General features: G+C 53.0%; 17 protein-coding genes. 8 read left to right on the plus strand and 9 right to left on the minus strand.

Annotated elements, in window-relative coordinates; genetic code table 11:
* The first annotated feature begins 2 nt into the window (after positions 1-2).
* Positions 3-380, plus strand: coding sequence for a Co2+/Mg2+ efflux facilitator ApaG/CorD (apaG, locus tag OGY13_RS09605; RefSeq protein WP_003018867.1), 378 nt, complete (start codon positions 3-5; stop codon positions 378-380).
* Positions 381-390: 10 nt separating this feature from the next.
* The gene (gene apaH, locus OGY13_RS09610) at positions 391-1,239 is read left to right on the plus strand and encodes a bis(5'-nucleosyl)-tetraphosphatase (symmetrical) ApaH (protein ID WP_003829612.1); all 849 of its coding nucleotides are present in this window, start codon (positions 391-393) and stop codon (positions 1,237-1,239) included.
* 90 nt (positions 1,240-1,329) lie between these two features.
* On the opposite strand, the gene folA is transcribed toward apaH, so the two are convergent.
* The 9 genes from folA to OGY13_RS09655 form a co-directional block, all read right to left on the minus strand.
* Positions 1,330-1,809, minus strand: coding sequence for a type 3 dihydrofolate reductase (gene folA / locus OGY13_RS09615; RefSeq protein ID WP_003018873.1), 480 nt, complete (start codon positions 1,807-1,809; stop codon positions 1,330-1,332).
* Between the two features lie 198 nt (positions 1,810-2,007).
* Positions 2,008-3,870: a glutathione-regulated potassium-efflux system protein KefC gene (kefC, locus tag OGY13_RS09620; RefSeq protein ID WP_003829616.1), complete on the minus strand. Its 1,863-nt coding sequence runs from the start codon at positions 3,868-3,870 to the stop codon at positions 2,008-2,010.
* Positions 3,863-4,393 (minus strand): glutathione-regulated potassium-efflux system oxidoreductase KefF, encoded by a 531-nt coding sequence (gene kefF / locus OGY13_RS09625; RefSeq protein ID WP_003829618.1) that lies wholly within the window; start codon positions 4,391-4,393, stop codon positions 3,863-3,865. The genes kefC and kefF overlap by 8 nt, the downstream gene beginning before the upstream one ends.
* A 103-nt stretch (positions 4,394-4,496) precedes the next feature.
* A complete protein-coding gene (locus tag OGY13_RS09630; RefSeq protein WP_003018880.1) occupies positions 4,497-4,730 on the minus strand; it encodes a YgdI/YgdR family lipoprotein in 234 nt (77 codons plus the stop codon).
* Positions 4,731-4,821: 91 nt separating this feature from the next.
* Complete coding sequence (locus OGY13_RS09635; protein WP_020996234.1) at positions 4,822-6,165, minus strand: MFS transporter; 1,344 nt, start codon at positions 6,163-6,165, stop codon at positions 4,822-4,824.
* Positions 6,166-6,312: 147 nt separating this feature from the next.
* The gene (fixX, locus tag OGY13_RS09640) at positions 6,313-6,600 is read right to left on the minus strand and encodes a ferredoxin-like protein FixX (RefSeq protein ID WP_000203736.1); all 288 of its coding nucleotides are present in this window, start codon (positions 6,598-6,600) and stop codon (positions 6,313-6,315) included.
* Positions 6,597-7,883 (minus strand): FAD-dependent oxidoreductase, encoded by a 1,287-nt coding sequence (locus OGY13_RS09645; RefSeq protein ID WP_003018887.1) that lies wholly within the window; start codon positions 7,881-7,883, stop codon positions 6,597-6,599. The genes fixX and OGY13_RS09645 overlap by 4 nt, the downstream gene beginning before the upstream one ends.
* Positions 7,884-7,931: 48 nt before the next feature.
* Complete coding sequence (locus OGY13_RS09650) at positions 7,932-8,873, minus strand: electron transfer flavoprotein subunit alpha/FixB family protein (RefSeq protein WP_213752504.1); 942 nt, start codon at positions 8,871-8,873, stop codon at positions 7,932-7,934.
* 15 nt (positions 8,874-8,888) lie between these two features.
* On the minus strand, positions 8,889-9,659 hold the full coding sequence (locus OGY13_RS09655) for an electron transfer flavoprotein FixA (RefSeq protein ID WP_204191980.1): 771 nt from the start codon (positions 9,657-9,659) through the stop codon (positions 8,889-8,891).
* A 479-nt stretch (positions 9,660-10,138) separates the two neighbouring features.
* Here OGY13_RS09655 and caiT point away from each other — a divergent pair, with 479 nt between their 5' ends.
* The 6 genes from caiT (at position 10,139) to caiE (ending at position 17,281) form a co-directional block, all read left to right on the plus strand.
* Positions 10,139-11,656 carry an L-carnitine/gamma-butyrobetaine antiporter gene (gene caiT / locus OGY13_RS09660; RefSeq protein WP_003829695.1) on the plus strand — a complete coding sequence of 506 codons (1,518 nt, stop codon included), beginning with the start codon at positions 10,139-10,141 and terminating at the stop codon, positions 11,654-11,656.
* Between the two features lie 34 nt (positions 11,657-11,690).
* A complete protein-coding gene (gene caiA, locus OGY13_RS09665) occupies positions 11,691-12,833 on the plus strand; it encodes a crotonobetainyl-CoA dehydrogenase (RefSeq protein WP_003018898.1) in 1,143 nt (380 codons plus the stop codon).
* A 123-nt stretch (positions 12,834-12,956) separates the two neighbouring features.
* Positions 12,957-14,174, plus strand: a complete 1,218-nt coding sequence (gene caiB / locus OGY13_RS09670; RefSeq protein WP_003018901.1) for an L-carnitine CoA-transferase — start codon at positions 12,957-12,959, stop codon at positions 14,172-14,174.
* A 61-nt stretch (positions 14,175-14,235) separates the two neighbouring features.
* Positions 14,236-15,789, plus strand: coding sequence for a crotonobetaine/carnitine-CoA ligase (caiC, locus tag OGY13_RS09675; RefSeq protein ID WP_186413746.1), 1,554 nt, complete (start codon positions 14,236-14,238; stop codon positions 15,787-15,789).
* 54 nt (positions 15,790-15,843) lie between these two features.
* A complete protein-coding gene (gene caiD, locus OGY13_RS09680) occupies positions 15,844-16,629 on the plus strand; it encodes a crotonobetainyl-CoA hydratase (RefSeq protein ID WP_186413747.1) in 786 nt (261 codons plus the stop codon).
* A 55-nt stretch (positions 16,630-16,684) separates the two neighbouring features.
* Positions 16,685-17,281: a carnitine operon protein CaiE gene (caiE, locus tag OGY13_RS09685; RefSeq protein WP_079934404.1), complete on the plus strand. Its 597-nt coding sequence runs from the start codon at positions 16,685-16,687 to the stop codon at positions 17,279-17,281.
* The last annotated feature ends 29 nt before the right edge of the window (positions 17,282-17,310 follow it).

Here is a 17,310-nt window from a genome sequence, read left to right on the forward strand (position 1 = left end):
ACATGATCAATTCGCCCCGAGTGTGCATTCAGGTACAAAGCGTCTACATTGAGGCGCAATCCTCACCTGATGATGAACGTTACGTTTTTGCTTACACCGTAACTATCCGCAATTTGGGGCGAGCGCCTGTGCAGCTGTTGGGGCGTTATTGGTTGATCACTAATGGTCATGGCCGCGAAACCGAAGTTCAGGGTGAAGGCGTGGTTGGCGTCCAGCCCCACATCGAACCCGGCGAAGAGTACCAGTACACCAGCGGTGCGGTGATTGAAACACCGCTGGGCACCATGCAGGGTCATTACGAAATGATCGATGAACAAGGCATCGCCTTTACCATCGATATTCCCGTATTCCGACTCGCCGTTCCAACACTCATTCATTAAAACAATAACTATGGCGACATACCTTATTGGCGACGTTCACGGTTGTTACGATGAACTGGTAGCCTTGCTGCATCAGGTAGACTTTAATTCCGAAAAAGACACCCTATGGCTCACCGGCGATCTGGTCGCTCGTGGACCGGGCTCGCTGGACGTTTTGCGCTACGTGAAATCACTGGGCGACAGCGTGCGGTTAGTATTGGGTAATCACGATTTACACCTGCTGGCCGTATTTGCTGGTATCAGTCGTAATAAACCTAAAGACAGGGTCACATCGCTGCTCGAAGCACCGGATGCCGACGAATTACTTAACTGGCTCCGCCGTCAACCGCTGTTGCAGGTAGACGAAGAGAAGAAGCTGGTGATGGCGCATGCCGGTATCACCCCACAGTGGGACCTGCAGACGGCAAAAGACTGTGCTCGCGATGTTGAAGCCGTGCTGTCGAGCGACTCGTATCCCTTCTTCCTTGATGCGATGTACGGCGACATGCCCAATAACTGGACCCCGGAACTGACCGGGCTGGCGCGCCTGCGTTTTATTACCAACGCCTTTACCCGCATGCGTTACTGCTTCCCTAACGGTCAGTTGGATATGTACAGCAAAGAGTCACCAGAAGACGCACCTGCCCCGCTGAAGCCGTGGTTTGCCATTCCTGGACCTGTCAGTGAAGCATACAGCATTGCATTCGGGCACTGGGCATCGCTGGAGGGTAAAGGCACGCCAGAAGGCATTTACGCGCTGGATACGGGGTGTTGCTGGGGAGGCGATCTCACCTGTCTGCGCTGGGAAGACAAACAGTACTTCGTGCAGCCGTCAAATCGCCATCTGAATCTGGATCCTGGCGAAGCGGTCAACGCCTGATAGTCGTTTGCCGGATGCGGTGCTCGCACCTTATCCGGCCTACATTAGCTGGATGATAAGGCGTTTCGCCGCCATCCGGCACTTACAGTATTAACGACGTTCCAGAATCTCGAAGCAGTAGCTGTGAGAGTTTTGCGCGTCGGCATCGTGGAATTCACTGAACACCGATTCCCAGTCATCCGGTTCGTAGTCCGGGAAATGCGTATCCCCTTCCACTTCCGCATCAATGTGCGTCAGATACAGTTTCTGTGCTTTTGGCAGGAACTGCTCATACACACGCCCACCGCCAATTACCATAATTTCAGGTTCATCGCCGCAGGCCGCAATTGCTTCATCCACAGACTTCACCCACTGCACGCGATCGTCGGTGCCAGGCTTACTGCTGATGACGATATTTTTACGCCCAGGTAACGGTCGCCCGATGGATTCCCAGGTATGGCGTCCCATGACAACCGGCTTGTTTAAGGTATTACGTTTAAACCAGGCGAGATCGGCAGGGAGGTTCCACGGCATGGCGTTCTCCATACCGATGACGCGATCTACCGCTAACGCCGCAATCAGACTGATCATTGAATATTTCCCGGATACAAAAAAATTGTCGCCACTATACGGAAAGCGCAATCTTTCGTCGACTGGCGGAAAGAGGATGAACAGGAAAATTTTCCGTTCTGCTGGCGAACCGACCTATTTAAGGTGGTACGCCAGCATTACAGTAGTTCAAAAACAGCCAATTAGCAGTAAAGTTTGCAGAACATCACATTTTTTACCCTATGCTGACGGTTTCACTTCCGGCTCATCGGCGACGTCGCCCGTATGCTTACCTTCATCCGTGCCTTGCCAGCCATGGCGCTGAATTAACGATAAGTGCTGACGATCTTCCGCAATAATTTCACTCAGCATTGCGCTGGTGCGTTTATAAACGGCCGCGCGGGAAGTCGCGTCATTTTCCCCTTTCACCATCTCCTCTACCATCATGGTATTGAATCGGCGGAATACGTCAGCCCGCTCACGTGCCTCATAGCGCCCAAGCCCGAGACCTTCCAGCGCCAGACGTCCGGTCTTCAGTGCACCTTCAAAGGTTTCACGTTCCGGCATATCCACGCCCGCCTGGCGCAGGCGGATGTAATGATCCACGTCGCGCGCACGAGCAATAATTTGCAGATGCGGGAAATGCTCTTTCACCATTTCGGTTAATTGCAGACTGGTTTGCGGATCGTCAATGGCATTAATAATGACTTCAGCTTTCGCCGCCCCGGCAGACTCCAGCAGATCCATCCGGGTCGCGTCGCCATAGAAAACCTTCATCCCGAATTTACGCAGCGTTTCGATATGGTCCGGGTCATGATCAAGAACCACCATTTTGACCCCGCTCGACAACAGCAAACGACCGGTTATCTGGCCAAATCGCCCAAACCCGGCGATGATCACCCTAGGTTGTTCCTCATCGATTTCATCGGCTTCGCGCTCTTCCTCAGTCGCCGATTTTTCCAGACGCGTCAAAATCACCAGCAAAATCGGTGTAGCCGCCATCGACAACGCCACCGCCAGCGTCAGCGATTTCGCCCAGTCAGGATCGAGCACATTTGCCATTTGCGCCGCGCCAAACACCACAAAGGCAAACTCACTGCCCTGCCCTAATAATACGGCAAACCAGCGACGCTGCTTGTTCGGCACCTGCAACGGTTTCGCTATCAACCACAACATGACGGTTTTGATAACCAGGAAACCGACCAGTAGAATGATAATACGCAAGGGATTATCAATCAGCGTACCAAAGTCGATAGACATCCCTACACCGATGAAGAACAGCCCCAGCAGCAGTCCTTTAAATGGCTCAATGTCGCTTTCCAACGCGTGGCGATACTCAGAGCTTGCCAGCAGCACCCCGGCCAGGAATGCCCCCATCGCCATCGACAATCCAACCTCTTCCAACAGCAGACCGAAGCCAAACACGAGGAACAGCGCAACGGCACTGAACACTTCCCGCAGGCCCGAACGGGCGACAAAACGCAAGGCAGGACGTGTGACATAACGACCTAACAGCACCACCAGCACCAGTGCGCCCGCTACCTTAAGGGCAGACAATGCAAACGCCCCAAGCGTTGTTGATGCGCCACTCGCTGCCAGTAACGGAATCATCGCCACCAGTGGAATGGCCGCGATATCCTGGAACAGCAGCACGGCAAACGCGCTGCGGCCCATTTGCGACACCATCAGGTTGCGTTCATTCATCGCCTGCATAGCGATAGCCGTTGAGGAAAGCGCCAGCGTCATGCCGATCAGCTCCGCTACCTGCCAGCGCAGGCCGAGGAACATACAGAACACACCAATCAGGCCTCCGCAGACCACCATTTGCAATGCGCCGCCGCCGAACACCGAAGCTCGCAGTTTCCACAAACGTTGCGGATCCAGCTCCAGACCAATGACAAACAGCATCAGCACCACACCGATCTCCGCAAAATGCAGGATGGATTCAGCGTCCGTCACCAGCCTCAGGCCCCATGGGCCGATAATGCATCCGGCGATGAGATACCCCAGTACCGACCCGAGTCCCAGCCGTACGGCGATGGGGACAATCAGTGCCGCCGATCCGAGATAAATCAGCGCCTGTATCAGCGTATGGCTATCCATGGTGTGCCTCCTGCCATTCCATCAGACGCTGTTTGTAGTGACGAGCCTGCGCTTGCAGGGTTTCATCATCACAGATAAACGTACAGTGCATCGCAAACGGCGGTAGCCATTTGAGGCCACAATAAAGTGCCGTCGCCTGTAAGGGTTGAGAAAGCACATCAAATCCGGGATGGGAGCCAATATCGAAGTGGTTTTCACCGCCGCCGGTCGTCACCGCCCACAGCAGATGTTTACCGTGCAGCGCAGTACCGCCATGGCCATACGCCCAGCCGTGCGAAAGGACTTTATCCATCCACAGCTTGAGTAATGGAGGTGTGCTGTACCACTGCATCGGATGCTGCCAGATGATCAAATCAGCGCGTGCCAGCGCATCCTGTTCAGCGGCAATATCGATATTGAAGTCGGGGTAGAGCTGGTAGAGCGAGCGGATCTCCACGCCCTCCAGCGTCCTTGCCTGTTCAAGCATCCGCTTATTCGCATGCGAATGCTGCGGATAGGGATGCGCATAAATGATGAGGATCATGATTAGCCTGTTTCACTGCATTATTGTAATAACAGTGAGTTTAGTCACTTAATCCACAGGCTAACAGTCAATATTATTGAGTGGCTGAATGGAGAAAACTGAACTAGTTATCCAGTTCACTCATATCTTTAACCTGATCGCGGTTAATCTGTTCCGTCTTACCCGTTTGCGCATTTTTATACGACACCAGGCCAGTATCATCATCGACTTGCGGTTTGCCGTCAGTGACGATTGTTTTGCCATCGGTGGTTTTAACCGCCTGGTTTGAGGAACAACCGGCCACGGTAAACAGTGCTGCTGCGGTAAAAATTGAGGTGATCAGGATATGTTTTTGCATGGTGTTCTCCCTGCTTTTCAGTTGTTTTCTGTGATATACCCAGTTAACTGTAGGCTAACTGACTGAGTTGCAGGGAAAATACAGAACACTCCTAATAACTCGCTCTGGTCACGGGCTTACTGCGAATCGTCATTTGACTGGTTTGCGCCAGCGTCAGACCTCGCGTTTCCGGGGCGAAAGCGATGGACACCAGCAGGCCAATCAGCGAAATTCCTGCGCCCATCAGCATGACATTGCTGATCCCGTATTTGGTAATGAACACCGGCAGCGCCCAGGTTGAAACAATGGTGCCAATGCGGCTTAAGGACATAATCACCCCGACGGCAGATGCGCGAATGTCGGTAGGGAACAGTTCATTTGGGTACAGCCACTGAAGATTTCCCGGTCCCCCCGAGAAAAAGGCGTACACGGCAAACGCCAGCACCACCAGCCACGCTCCCATATCAGGAATTAACCCCAGCACGGCCAGCGCCAGCGTCATCATAATAAAGCTGCCAATTAACAATGGCCGACGGCCCGCACTATTGAGCCAGAACATGGGCGGAATGCACCCCAGCATAAAGCACAGGCTTATCACCACATTGCCCAACGCCGCGCTTTTCCCGGCACCAAGCCCCAACAGTCCAACAATCTGCGGACCAAAGGTATAAATGGCGAACATCGGGATCACCTGACAGGTCCAGATAGCGGCGACAAACAGGACAAACGGGAAATGACGGCGGTTAAACAGCTGCAGGAAGCGCGTCTCCTGCGGCGCCTCTTCGTCGAACACCACTGGTTCGCCGAACAGTTTGATCATCATCGCTTCACACTCTTTCACCCGACCTTTACGCAGCAGCCAGCGCGGCGATTCAGGAAGATCGAAGCGCCCAATCAGGATCAAAATACAAGGGATCACCGCGCTGCCCAGCATCCAGCGCCATCCTCCTTCAACATCATACAGCCAGTAACCGACCAGATCGGCACAGGTGGCGCCGACATACCACATCGCGGCGATAAAACCGATGGAGAAAGCGCGCTGGCGGGTATTGGAGAACTCGGTAATCATCGAGGTAGCAATCGGATAATCGGCACCAATCACAATACCGATCAGCACACGCATTACCAATAGCTCAATGGGCGAGGAAACAAACATGGTTGCCGCCGATATCACGCCAATGGCAATAATATCGATGATAAACATTTTGCGCCGCCCGACCTTATCGGAAATGTAGCCAAACAGCGACGTCCCCACAAACAGACCGGCGAGCGTGCCGGCGCCCAGCAGACCAATCCACTGTGCGTCCAGTTTCAATGCTGGCGTGAGCTGTTCCAGCGCCACGCCAATCATCACCAGCACATAACCATCCAGAAATGGCCCACCGCTTCCCCACAGCATTATCCGGCGGTGAATAGAGGTAAATTTGATGTCATCAAAGTTCCTGGGCTGCTGCATAGCGACTTCCTGTTTCAACACGGGCAAAGCGTCATCTGTAGGCCGGATAAGGCGTTTAGGCCGCCATCCGGCATTGGCGCCACATGATTGCCGGATGGCGACGCTACCACGTCTTATCCGACCTACGGGTGCACAACCTCGTACTTATTAGCCGTAGCGAAACTCCACGCCAAATGTCCCGCGCGGGTATTCCCACTTTTCGAGCGCTGTATCAAGTCCGAGAATGCGGCACGTTCCGCATTCCAGACATCCGGCGTAATCAAAACGGACGCTGCCGTCGTCCTGCTTTTTATACAGTCCGGCTGGACAAGCTTTAATCAGTACTTCCAGCGCCTGTTTATCAGGATCGGTTTTGAGAATGATGTGCGGGCTGTCTTCATCCACATTGAACTTATTGACGCCCAGTTTGACGTCCACATTGACGGGAGATGTCATAATACGGTCACTCCTTTCAGGCCATCTTTCATCAGGTTGATAAAGCCCACTTTCTTCGCATGACGCAGGATTTTTTTGCGCATTGGCACCGGAGCAGAGCCATCTACGGTGAACAGGTCGCGCGCGATGCTGACCGCCATTTCGGGATAGGCGGTAAACATGCGTGGGTTATCTAGGAAAGCGGGAAGCTTCTGATACATGCGCATATCGCGCATTGGACCATCATCGAGATGCTGACGGTATTCGCCCAGCGACTGTTTGCTGAAGTCGTCGCGCTTCATTGCGGAAAGCACCGTTTTCGCGGCCGCTTCGCCTGCGGATATGGCGAGATCCATACCGCGGATGGTAAAGCCGAGGTTCATACACATTCCGGCAGCATCACCGGCAATCAGCACACCGTCACCCACCAGTTCAGGCTGCATATTCATACCGGCCTCCGGTACGACGTGCGCGGCATATTCCACCAGCTTGCCACCGGCGATCAGTGGGGCAACCGCCGGATGCTGTTTGAAATCTTCCAGCATTTGTGGGACCGATTTTTTAGCATCTTTCAGATGATGAAGACCGCAGACCAGCCCCAGAGAAAGGGTCGTTTCATTAGTATAGAGGAAGCCCCCGCCCATCAACCCATCAGTTGGAGAACCGGCAAACAGGCAAGCTGCACCTTCGTTCCCCTGTAACTGGAAACGATCTTCAATCACCGATTTTGGCAATTCGATCAGCTCTTTTACGCCAACGGCAACATGCGATGCCTCAACGCGCTTTGCCATGCCCAGTTTTTCTGCCAACAAAGAATTCACCCCGTCAGCGAGGATCACCACTTTGGCTTCCAGAATATCGCCGTCGGCTTCCACGCCCACGACTTTGCCTTCGCGCTGCACAACGTTATCCACCCGAATACCGGTGATAAGCTGGGCTCCCGCCTCCTCGGCCTGCTCCATCAGCCAGGCGTCAAATTTGCTGCGTAAGACGGAATAAGAAACCTGCGACGATGCAGCCTCTTCACCATTGCAATAGTCGATGGTCATCGCCCCTTTGTCGGTCATAAAGGCGAGTTTTTCGTGGGTGATTATGCGTTCAATGGGGGCCTGCTCAGCAAAGCCGGGAATGATGCGTTCCAGGCTATGGGCATACATGCGCCCACCGGTGACATTCTTCGCGCCAGCAGAATTGCCGCGCTCGATGACCAGCACCTGTGCACCTTCTCGAGCCAGCACCAGCGCCGCAACCGAACCGGCCAGACCTGCACCCACGATGATGGCATCAAAGATATCTTCGGACATACGTACTCCTGTCAGTGGCAGGATACTTTCGCACCCTGCCCGAATGGTTTAACGCGCCAGAGCAGCCGTCAGCGCAGGCAGGATCTTCAGCGCATCGCCAACGATGCCAAAATCTGCATACTGGAAGATCGGCGCATTTTTATCTTTGTTGATGGCGAAAATCGTCTGCGCGCCGTTGGCGCCGACCATATGTTGGATCTGCCCGGAGATCCCCACGGCCAGGTACAGTTCTGGTTTGAGCATCAGATTGGAAATGCCGACGTAGCGTTCGTGCTCCATCCACTTCTCGTTTTCCGCCACCGGACGTGAACAGGCCAGCTCAGCGCCAATCGCCTGGCACAGCGCTTCGGCCAGCGAGATATTTTCTTTGCTACCAATACCGCGTCCCACGCTGACCACCAGACGGGCTTTGTCGAGATCGACGCTGTTGCTCTGACGCGCCTGCGTTGCCGTACGGGTCACAGCGATAGTCGGAGCCTGCCACTGGACGTTGTGCACCTCGCCGCTGTGAGCGGTATCCGGTTGCTGCGCGTCAAACGTTCCGCTGCTGAGAGTGATCACGGCAAACGGTGAAGCGATTGTTTCTGCTCCCATCGCCAGGCCGCCGTAGACCATATGTTTGACCGCCGCTTTTCCGTCCTGCACCGCGACTGCGCTGGCGTCGTTTGAGACCGCAGCCGACAAGCGAAAGCCCAGCTTTGCCGCTAACAGCTTGCCCCGACGCGTATTCGGCAGCAGCACCGCGCCGCCCTCGCTGTGCTGACGAATGGTTTCGGCCATCGCATCGGCGTAGTCTTCAACCATACGGTCTTCTGGTTTGCCGCTGAGCAGCCAGACATGATCTGCACCTAAATGGCATGCCGCCGCGCTGTCCTCATCGCTGAGCACAAACGTGTTAACGTTTTCACCTAAAGCCTGCGCACCATTCATCAGTTCCGGCAGACGAGAAGGGGTATCGCTGAATACCCAGACACTGGAAAATTTGTTCATAACATCCCCTGATAATTAAATGATTTTGCGAAGATTCTCGACAAACGCGGCAATCTGTTCTTCACCGTCACCTTCAATCACAACGCGCTGACGCTCGCGCTGCTTCGGTGCGGCAACCTGTTGTTCGGAATACGCTTGCGCGCCGTTCAGCCCAATGTCCGCAGACGACCAGACCTGGACCGTTTTTTTCGCTGCACCAAGAATGGCTTTCATGGAAGGGATTTGAGGGGTGTTGATGTCGGTAGAGACCGCGATCACCGCCGGAAGCGGGATACTCAGGGTTTCAACTTCATCTTCCAGTTCACGCTCTACCGTCAGCGTGCTGTCGGTAAGAGAGAGGATTTTACTCACGCCGTTAATCGCCGGCACGTTCAGCATTTCGCCCACCAGCAGACCAACCTGCTGTGCATAAAGATCGGAAGAACCGTCGCCGCAAATAAGCAGATCAAAACCTGATTTTTGTGCGGCGGCAGCCAGCGCAGTGGCGGTTTGTTGCGGCAGCGCCTGTTCAAATTGATCGTCAATGACAACAATCAGTTCATCAGGGCCACGGGAGAGCACATCTTTGCGCCCTTTTGCATTGGTCAGCGCTTTGCCGCCGACGCTCATGGCCACAACCTGAGCCTCTCCCACCTGCTGTTTTAACTGGCAAGCCGCTTCGATCGCATTCAGATCATATTGGCTGATTTTGCCATCTGCTTTGCTGAAATCGAGTGTTCCATCAGCATTATTAATCGCAATATCCTGCTCATCAGGTACGCATTTGTAGCAAGTAATTATCTTCATTGCATCTCCAGAAATCATGAAGGAAACGTATTTATATCGGCGGTGTTAAATACAGATATCACGCTCTTTAATTCGGAAATAAAACATTAATCACCAATATTGAAAATGTCACACATTGATATTCGTAACTTTCAATAGTGTTATGCACCTCACCAATATTGAAAGAAACATGTCAAATACGAAAATTTTCAATATTGTTTGCTGGTTCAACAATATTGAACGTCAGTCACTTAAAAAAGTTAAAAAAGCAACATCAACATTATGATTAATAAGAGAATTATTTGTATTTTCAGACAAAATAACCAGCATAAGAAAGTGTGACGCAGATAACAGAATAGCCGGAAATGAATACCCATTATGAGTTACTCACTGAGGCGCCCAGAGGTAAAAAGGTTATCAACAAATCATTAATAATAAATAAACAAACGATCACATACGGGCACGCTAAATAAATTTCGTTTTCACACTGGAATTCACTTATGAAAAATGAAAAGAGAAAGTCGGGAATTGAACCGAAGGTTTTTTTTCCGCCATTAATAATTGTTGGGATACTTTGTTGGTTAACAGTAAGAGATCTTGATGCCGCTAACGTCGTTATTAATGCGGTATTCAGTTATGTCACCAACGTCTGGGGTTGGGCATTCGAATGGTATATGGTCGTCATGCTCTTCGGCTGGTTCTGGTTGGTCTTTGGCCCGTATTCGAAAAAGAAATTAGGCGACGAAAAACCTGAGTTTAGTACCGCCAGCTGGATTTTTATGATGTTCGCTTCCTGTACATCCGCCGCGGTGCTGTTCTGGGGTTCCATCGAGATCTACTACTATATCTCTACCCCGCCGTTTGCCCTCGCCCCCAACTCCGTTGGCGCAAAAGAGATAGCTCTGGCGTACAGCTTGTTCCACTGGGGACCGCTGCCGTGGGCGACCTACAGCTTCCTTTCAGTCGCGTTCGCCTACTTCTTCTTTGTACGCAAAATGGACGTTATCCGCCCCAGTTCCACGCTGGTACCGTTAGTTGGCGAGAAGCATGCTAAGGGCTTGTTCGGTACCATCGTCGATAACTTCTATCTGGTGGCGCTGATCTTCGCGATGGGCACCAGCCTCGGTCTCGCTACCCCGCTGGTAACCGAGTGTATGCAATGGCTGTTCGGTATTCCACATACGCTGCAACTCGACGCCATCATCATTACCTGCTGGATCATATTGAACGCCATTTGCGTGGCCTGCGGCCTGCAAAAAGGGGTCAAGATCGCCAGCGACGTACGTAGTTACCTGAGCTTCCTGATGCTCGGCTGGGTGTTTATCGTCAGCGGCGCCAGCTTCATCATGAACTACTTCACCGACTCGGTCGGCATGCTGCTGATGCATCTGCCGCGCATGCTGTTCTATACCGATGCCATCGGCAAAGGCGGCTTCCCGCAGGGCTGGACTGTTTTCTACTGGGCGTGGTGGGTTATTTACGCTATCCAGATGAGTATCTTCCTGGCACGTATTTCTCGCGGTCGTACCGTACGTGAACTGTGTTTTGGGATGGTACTGGGCCTGACCGCTTCCACCTGGATCCTGTGGACCGTCCTTGGCAGCAACACGCTGCTGCTGATGGATAAAAACATTCTCAACATCCCGCAACTGATTGAACAACACGGCGTGGCGCGCGCCATTATCGAAACCTGGGCTGCTTTACCGCTCAGTACCGCCACCATGTGGGGATTCTTTATCCTCTGCTTTATTGCCACCGTCACGCTGATTAACGCCTGCTCCTACACCCTGGCGATGTCCACCTGTCGCGAAGTTCGTGATGGTGAAGAACCGCCGCTGTTGGTGCGTATCGGTTGGTCCGTTCTGGTCGGCGTCATCGGTATCGTTCTGCTGGCGCTGGGTGGGCTGAAGCCCATTCAGACCGCAATTATCGCCGGGGGATGTCCGCTGTTCTTCGTCAACATCATGGTGACGCTGTCCTTTATTAAAGACGCCAAAGTGCACTGGAAAGACAAGTAATTCTTATTAACCCAATTGATCAAGAGGCTGAAAGATGGATTTCAACTTAAATGACGAGCAGGAACTGTTTGTCGCCGGTATTCGTGAACTGATGGCCAGTGAGAACTGGGAAGCTTATTTTGCCGAGTGCGATCGCGACAGCGTCTACCCTGAGCGTTTTGTAAAAGCGCTGGCGGATATGGGCATCGATAGCCTGTTGATCCCGGAAGAACACGGCGGGCTGGAAGCCGGTTTTGTCACCGTTGCCGCCGTCTGGATGGAACTCGGACGTCTTGGCGCACCGACTTACGTGTTGTACCAATTACCAGGCGGTTTTAACACTTTTCTGCGTGAAGGTACCCAAGAGCAAATTGATAAAATCATGGCGTTCCAGGGGACCGGTAAGCAGATGTGGAACTCGGCTATCACCGAACCGGGAGCGGGATCGGATGTTGGCAGTCTGAAAACCACTTATACACGCAAAAATGGTAAGGTTTATCTTAATGGCAGTAAGTGCTTTATCACCAGTAGCGCCTATACCCCGTACATCGTAGTGATGGCGAGAGATGGTGCATCGCCGGATAAACCTGTTTATACCGAGTGGTTCGTTGACATGAGCAAAGCGGGTATCAAGGTCAACAAGCTGGAGAAACTCGGTCTGCGCATGGACAGCTGCTGTGAAATCACCTTTGACGACGTTGAACTGGACGAGAAAGACATGTTCGGTCGGGAAGGTAATGGCTTCAACCGCGTGAAAGAAGAGTTTGACCATGAACGCTTCCTCGTCGCGCTGACCAACTACGGTACGGCAATGTGCGCTTTTGAAGATGCGGCGCGCTACGCCAATCAGCGCGTACAGTTTGGCGAAACTATCGGCCGTTTCCAGCTGATTCAGGAGAAGTTCGCGCACATGGCGATCAAACTGAATTCCATGAAAAACATGCTGCTGGAAGCCGCATGGAAAGCGGATAACGGCACCATTACTTCAGGCGATGCGGCAATGTGTAAATACTTCTGCGCCAATGCCGCATTTGAAGTGGTCGATACCGCCATGCAGGTGTTGGGCGGAGTAGGTATCGCGGGCAACCATCGCATCACGCGCTTCTGGCGCGACCTGCGCGTTGACCGTGTTTCTGGTGGTTCTGACGAAATGCAGATCCTGACGTTGGGTCGTGCGGTACTCAAGCAATACCGCTAGAACGACGCAACCTGTAGGCCTGATAAGACGCTTTAGCGTCGCCATCAGGCAATCAATGCCGGATGGCGGCGCGAGCGCCTTATCCGGCCTACATGGACACCCATAAATGCCAGGAGAAAAATGATGAATCATTTACCAATGCCAGCCTTCGGCCCGCTTTCCGGGGTACGCGTTGTCTTTTCAGGGATCGAAATTGCCGGTCCGTTCGCCGGTCAGATGTTCGCCGAATGGGGTGCCGAGGTTATCTGGATTGAAAACGTCGCATGGGCCGATACCATCCGCGTACAGCCTAACTATCCGCAGCTCTCACGCCGTAACCTGCACGCCCTGTCGCTGAATATTTTCAAAGATGAAGGCCGGGAAGCGTTTCTGAAGCTGATGGAAACCACCGATATTTTCATTGAAGCCAGTAAAGGTCCGGCCTTTGCCCGCCGCGGTATTACCGATGAAGTGCTGTGGGAACATAACCCGAAACTGGTTATCGCCCACCTTTCCGGCTTCGGCCAGTTTGGTACCGAGGAGTACACCAATCTTCCGGCGTATAACACCATCGCGCAAGCGTTCAGCGGCTATCTGATCCAAAACGGCGACGTGGATCAGCCAATGCCCGCCTTCCCGTACACCGCCGATTACTTCTCCGGGATGACCGCAACAACAGCAGCGCTGGCGGCCCTGCACAAAGTGCGCGAAACGGGTAAAGGTGAAAGCATCGATATCGCTATGTACGAAGTGATGCTGCGCATGGGTCAGTATTTCATGATGGATTACTTCAACGGCGGCGAAATTTGCCCACGCATGACCAAAGGCAAAGACCCGTATTACGCTGGCTGCGGCCTGTATAAATGCGCCGATGGCTATATCGTTATGGAGCTGGTCGGCATCACGCAAATCAACGAATGCTTCAAGGATATTGGCCTCGCCCACATTCTTGGCACACCGGAAGTCCCGGAAGGCACCCAGCTTATCCATCGTGTGGAATGCCCTTACGGCCCGCTTGTGGAAGAGAAACTGGACGCCTGGCTGGCAACGCACACCATCGCCGAAGTCCAGGCGCGCTTTGCTGAGCTGAACATCGCCTGCGCGAAGGTGCTGACTATTCCTGAACTGGAAGGCAACCCGCAGTACGTTGCCCGTGAATCTATTACTCAGTGGCAAACAATGGATGGCCGCACCTGCAAAGGGCCAAACATCATGCCGAAATTTAAAAACAACCCGGGGAAAATCTGGCGTGGCATGCCGTCACATGGCATGGATACTGCCGCCATTCTGAAAAATATTGGTTATAGCGAAGCAGACATAAATGAGCTGGTCGGCAAAGGCCTGGCCAGAGTTGAGGAATAAACGCGACGCGCTGACCCCTCGATGGTTAGCGCTCACGCCTGATTTCAGTGGATAAAGCAATATGGATATCGTTGGCGGACAAAACTTACGTCAGATGTGGGACGACCTGGCCGGGGTGTACGGAGATAAAACGGCGTTAATTTTCGAATCCTGCGAAGGAATCGTTCGGCAGTTTAGCTATGCCTCGCTCAATGAAGAGATTAACCGCACGGCAAACCTGTTCCATTCCTTAGGGATCCGCAAGGGCGATAAGGTCGCATTGCATCTGGATAACTGTCCGGAATTCATTTTTTGCTGGTTTGGGCTGGCAAAAATTGGCGCCATCATGGTACCGATTAATGCCCGCTTGCTGGGTGAAGAAAGTGCCTGGATCCTGCAAAACAGCCAGGTAAGTCTGCTGGTCACCAGCGCCCAGTTTTATCCTATGTACCGCCAGATACGACTGGAAAATAGCACCCCGCTTAATCATATCTGTCTGATTGGCGAACAGCTTCCGGCTGACGACGGTGTGAGTCACTTTACCCAACTGCAATCCCGCCAGTCCACCACGCTGTGCTATACGCCCGCGTTATCCACTGACGATACGGCGGAAATTCTGTTTACCTCAGGCACCACCTCGCGGCCTAAAGGGGTGGTAATTACCCACTCCAACCTGCGTTTTGCAGGCTACTACTCTGCCTGGCAAATCGCCCTGCGCGATGATGACGTCTACATGACGGTGATGCCCGCGTTTCATATCGACTGTCAGTGTACCGCCGCAATGCCCGCATTCTCCGCTGGCAGCACCTTTGTGCTGCTAGAGAAGTACAGTGCCAGGGCGTTCTGGAATCAGGTGCATAGATATAAGGCTACGGTTACCGAATGCATTCCGATGATGATCAGAACGCTAATGGTGCAGCCCGCTGCACCAACCGACAGACAGCATCACCTGCGCGAAGTGATGTTCTACCTCAATTTATCCGAGCAGGAAAAAGACGATTTTACCGAACGCTTTGGCGTCAGGCTGCTGACCTCCTACGGTATGACTGAAACCATCGTCGGTATTATCGGCGACCGTCCCGGTGACAAACGACGCTGGCCCTCCATTGGCCGCGTGGGATTTAGCTATGAAGCCGAAATCCGTGACGATCACAACCGTCCCCTGCCCGCCGGAGAAATTGGCGAAATCTGTATTAAAGGCGTGCCGGGCAAAACAATCTTCAAAGAGTACTACGCGCAGCCGGAGGCTACCGCCAAAGCGCTGGAACCTGAGGGCTGGTTGCATACCGGTGATTCGGGCTATCAGGATGAGGATGGCTATTTTTATTTCGTCGACAGGCGCTGCAACATGATTAAACGCGGCGGGGAAAATGTCTCCTGCGTCGAGCTGGAAAATATTATTTCTGCGCATCCCAAAATTCAGGACATTGTGGTTGTCGGTATTAAAGATTCGATCCGTGATGAAGCCATTAAAGCGTTTATCGTCCTTAATGAAGGTGAAACATTAAGCGAAGCCGAGTTCTTCAGCTTCTGCGAAAACAATATGGCGAAATTCAAGGTTCCCTCTTTTATGGAGATAAGAACCGACCTGCCGCGCAATTGTTCAGGAAAAATAATCAAAAAAAATCTGAAATAACCCTTCCGACAGGAACTCCTCCTGCCGGGAAATCTATTTATCTGGAGATGAACTATGAGTGATTCATTACATCTGACCCGTAACGGCCCGATCCTGGAAATTACCCTCGACCGGCCTAAAGCCAATGCCATTGACGCCAAAACCAGCTTTGCCATGGGTGAAGCGTTTCTTAATTTTCGTGACGACCCGGAATTACGCGTAGCGATTATCACCGGCGGCGGTGAGAAATTCTTTTCTGCGGGCTGGGACTTAAAAGCGGCAGCTGAAGGTGAAGCGCCAGATGCCGATTTTGGCCCAGGCGGCTTCGCCGGTTTAACCGAAATTTTCGATCTCGATAAGCCGGTCATCGCTGCGGTAAACGGCTATGCGTTTGGCGGTGGTTTTGAGCTGGCGCTGGCAGCGGATTTTATTGTCTGCGCGGAAAACGCCAGCTTCGCACTGCCGGAAGCCAAGCTCGGGATCGTGCCTGACAGCGGCGGCGTACTGCGTCTGCCTAAGCTGCTGCCACCGGCAATCGTCAACGAAATGGTGATGACCGGCAGACGAATGAGCGCCGAAGAAGCGCTGCGTTGGGGTATCGTCAACCGCGTTGTCAGCCAGGGCGAACTGATGGATAGCGCGCGTGAACTGGCGCAGAAGTTGGTCAATAGCGCCCCGCTGGCTATCGCCGCACTGAAAGAGATCTATCGCACCACCAGCGAAATGCCGGTGGAAGAAGGCTACCGCTACATCCGCAGCGGCGTGCTGAAGCACTATCCATCTGTACTGCATTCGGAAGATGCGCTTGAAGGACCGCAGGCGTTTGCCGAAAAACGCGACCCGGTGTGGAAAGGTCGTTAATGTGCCGATGCCGGATAGCGATTCGCTTATCCGGCAATAAAACCGAGATAAAACGATGAGCTACTACGCCTTTGAGGGCCTGATTCCGGTGGTACATCCGGATGCCTTTGTCCATCCCAGCGCCGTGCTGATTGGCGATGTCATAGTGAGTGCCGGAGTTTATATTGGCCCGCACGCGTCATTGCGCGGTGACTATGGTCGCTTGATCCTGGAGGCTGGTTCTAATTTGCAGGATGGCTGCATCATGCACGGCTACTGCGACACCGACACCATCGTGCATGAGAACGGACACATCGGCCATGGCGCAATCCTGCACGGTTGCGTGGTGGGCAGAGATGCGCTGATCGGTATGAACAGCGTCATTATGGACGGCGCAGTAATTGGCGAAGAGAGCATTGTCGCCGCCATGAGCTTTGTCAAAGCCGGATTTCAGGGAGAGGCAAGGCAGATGCTGGTTGGCTCACCCGCTCGCGTATTGCGTGAAGTCACGGACCAGGAACTGCACTGGAAACGGCTAAACACCAAAGAGTATCAGGATCTTGCAACTCGCTGCCACACAGGTCTACACGAAACACTACCCTTAACGCGGGTCGAAGAAAACCGGCCACGTCTGAAAGGCACAACGGACGTAAAACCCAAATCAGCACAGTAATTGATGCCGGATGCGCTCACGCTTATCCG

It is taken from the genome of Citrobacter sp. Cpo045, from assembly GCF_030332875.1.
GTDB lineage: Bacteria > Pseudomonadota > Gammaproteobacteria > Enterobacterales > Enterobacteriaceae > Citrobacter > Citrobacter portucalensis.

Bases quoted from the DNA above. Each gene is read 5' to 3' on its own strand.
- apaG (WP_003018867.1), top strand. From the start codon at position 3: ATGATCAATTCGCCCCGAGTGTGCATTCAGGTACAAAGCGTCTACATT.
- apaH (WP_003829612.1), top strand. From the start codon at position 391: ATGGCGACATACCTTATTGGCGACGTTCACGGTTGTTACGATGAACTG.
- folA (WP_003018873.1), bottom strand. From the start codon at position 1,809: ATGATCAGTCTGATTGCGGCGTTAGCGGTAGATCGCGTCATCGGTATG.
- kefC (WP_003829616.1), bottom strand. From the start codon at position 3,870: ATGGATAGCCATACGCTGATACAGGCGCTGATTTATCTCGGATCGGCG.
- kefF (WP_003829618.1), bottom strand. From the start codon at position 4,393: ATGATCCTCATCATTTATGCGCATCCCTATCCGCAGCATTCGCATGCG.
- OGY13_RS09630 (WP_003018880.1), bottom strand. From the start codon at position 4,730: ATGCAAAAACATATCCTGATCACCTCAATTTTTACCGCAGCAGCACTG.
- OGY13_RS09635 (WP_020996234.1), bottom strand. From the start codon at position 6,165: ATGCAGCAGCCCAGGAACTTTGATGACATCAAATTTACCTCTATTCAC.
- fixX (WP_000203736.1), bottom strand. From the start codon at position 6,600: ATGACATCTCCCGTCAATGTGGACGTCAAACTGGGCGTCAATAAGTTC.
- OGY13_RS09645 (WP_003018887.1), bottom strand. From the start codon at position 7,883: ATGTCCGAAGATATCTTTGATGCCATCATCGTGGGTGCAGGTCTGGCC.
- OGY13_RS09650 (WP_213752504.1), bottom strand. From the start codon at position 8,873: ATGAACAAATTTTCCAGTGTCTGGGTATTCAGCGATACCCCTTCTCGT.
- OGY13_RS09655 (WP_204191980.1), bottom strand. From the start codon at position 9,659: ATGAAGATAATTACTTGCTACAAATGCGTACCTGATGAGCAGGATATT.
- caiT (WP_003829695.1), top strand. From the start codon at position 10,139: ATGAAAAATGAAAAGAGAAAGTCGGGAATTGAACCGAAGGTTTTTTTT.
- caiA (WP_003018898.1), top strand. From the start codon at position 11,691: ATGGATTTCAACTTAAATGACGAGCAGGAACTGTTTGTCGCCGGTATT.
- caiB (WP_003018901.1), top strand. From the start codon at position 12,957: ATGAATCATTTACCAATGCCAGCCTTCGGCCCGCTTTCCGGGGTACGC.
- caiC (WP_186413746.1), top strand. From the start codon at position 14,236: ATGGATATCGTTGGCGGACAAAACTTACGTCAGATGTGGGACGACCTG.
- caiD (WP_186413747.1), top strand. From the start codon at position 15,844: ATGAGTGATTCATTACATCTGACCCGTAACGGCCCGATCCTGGAAATT.
- caiE (WP_079934404.1), top strand. From the start codon at position 16,685: ATGAGCTACTACGCCTTTGAGGGCCTGATTCCGGTGGTACATCCGGAT.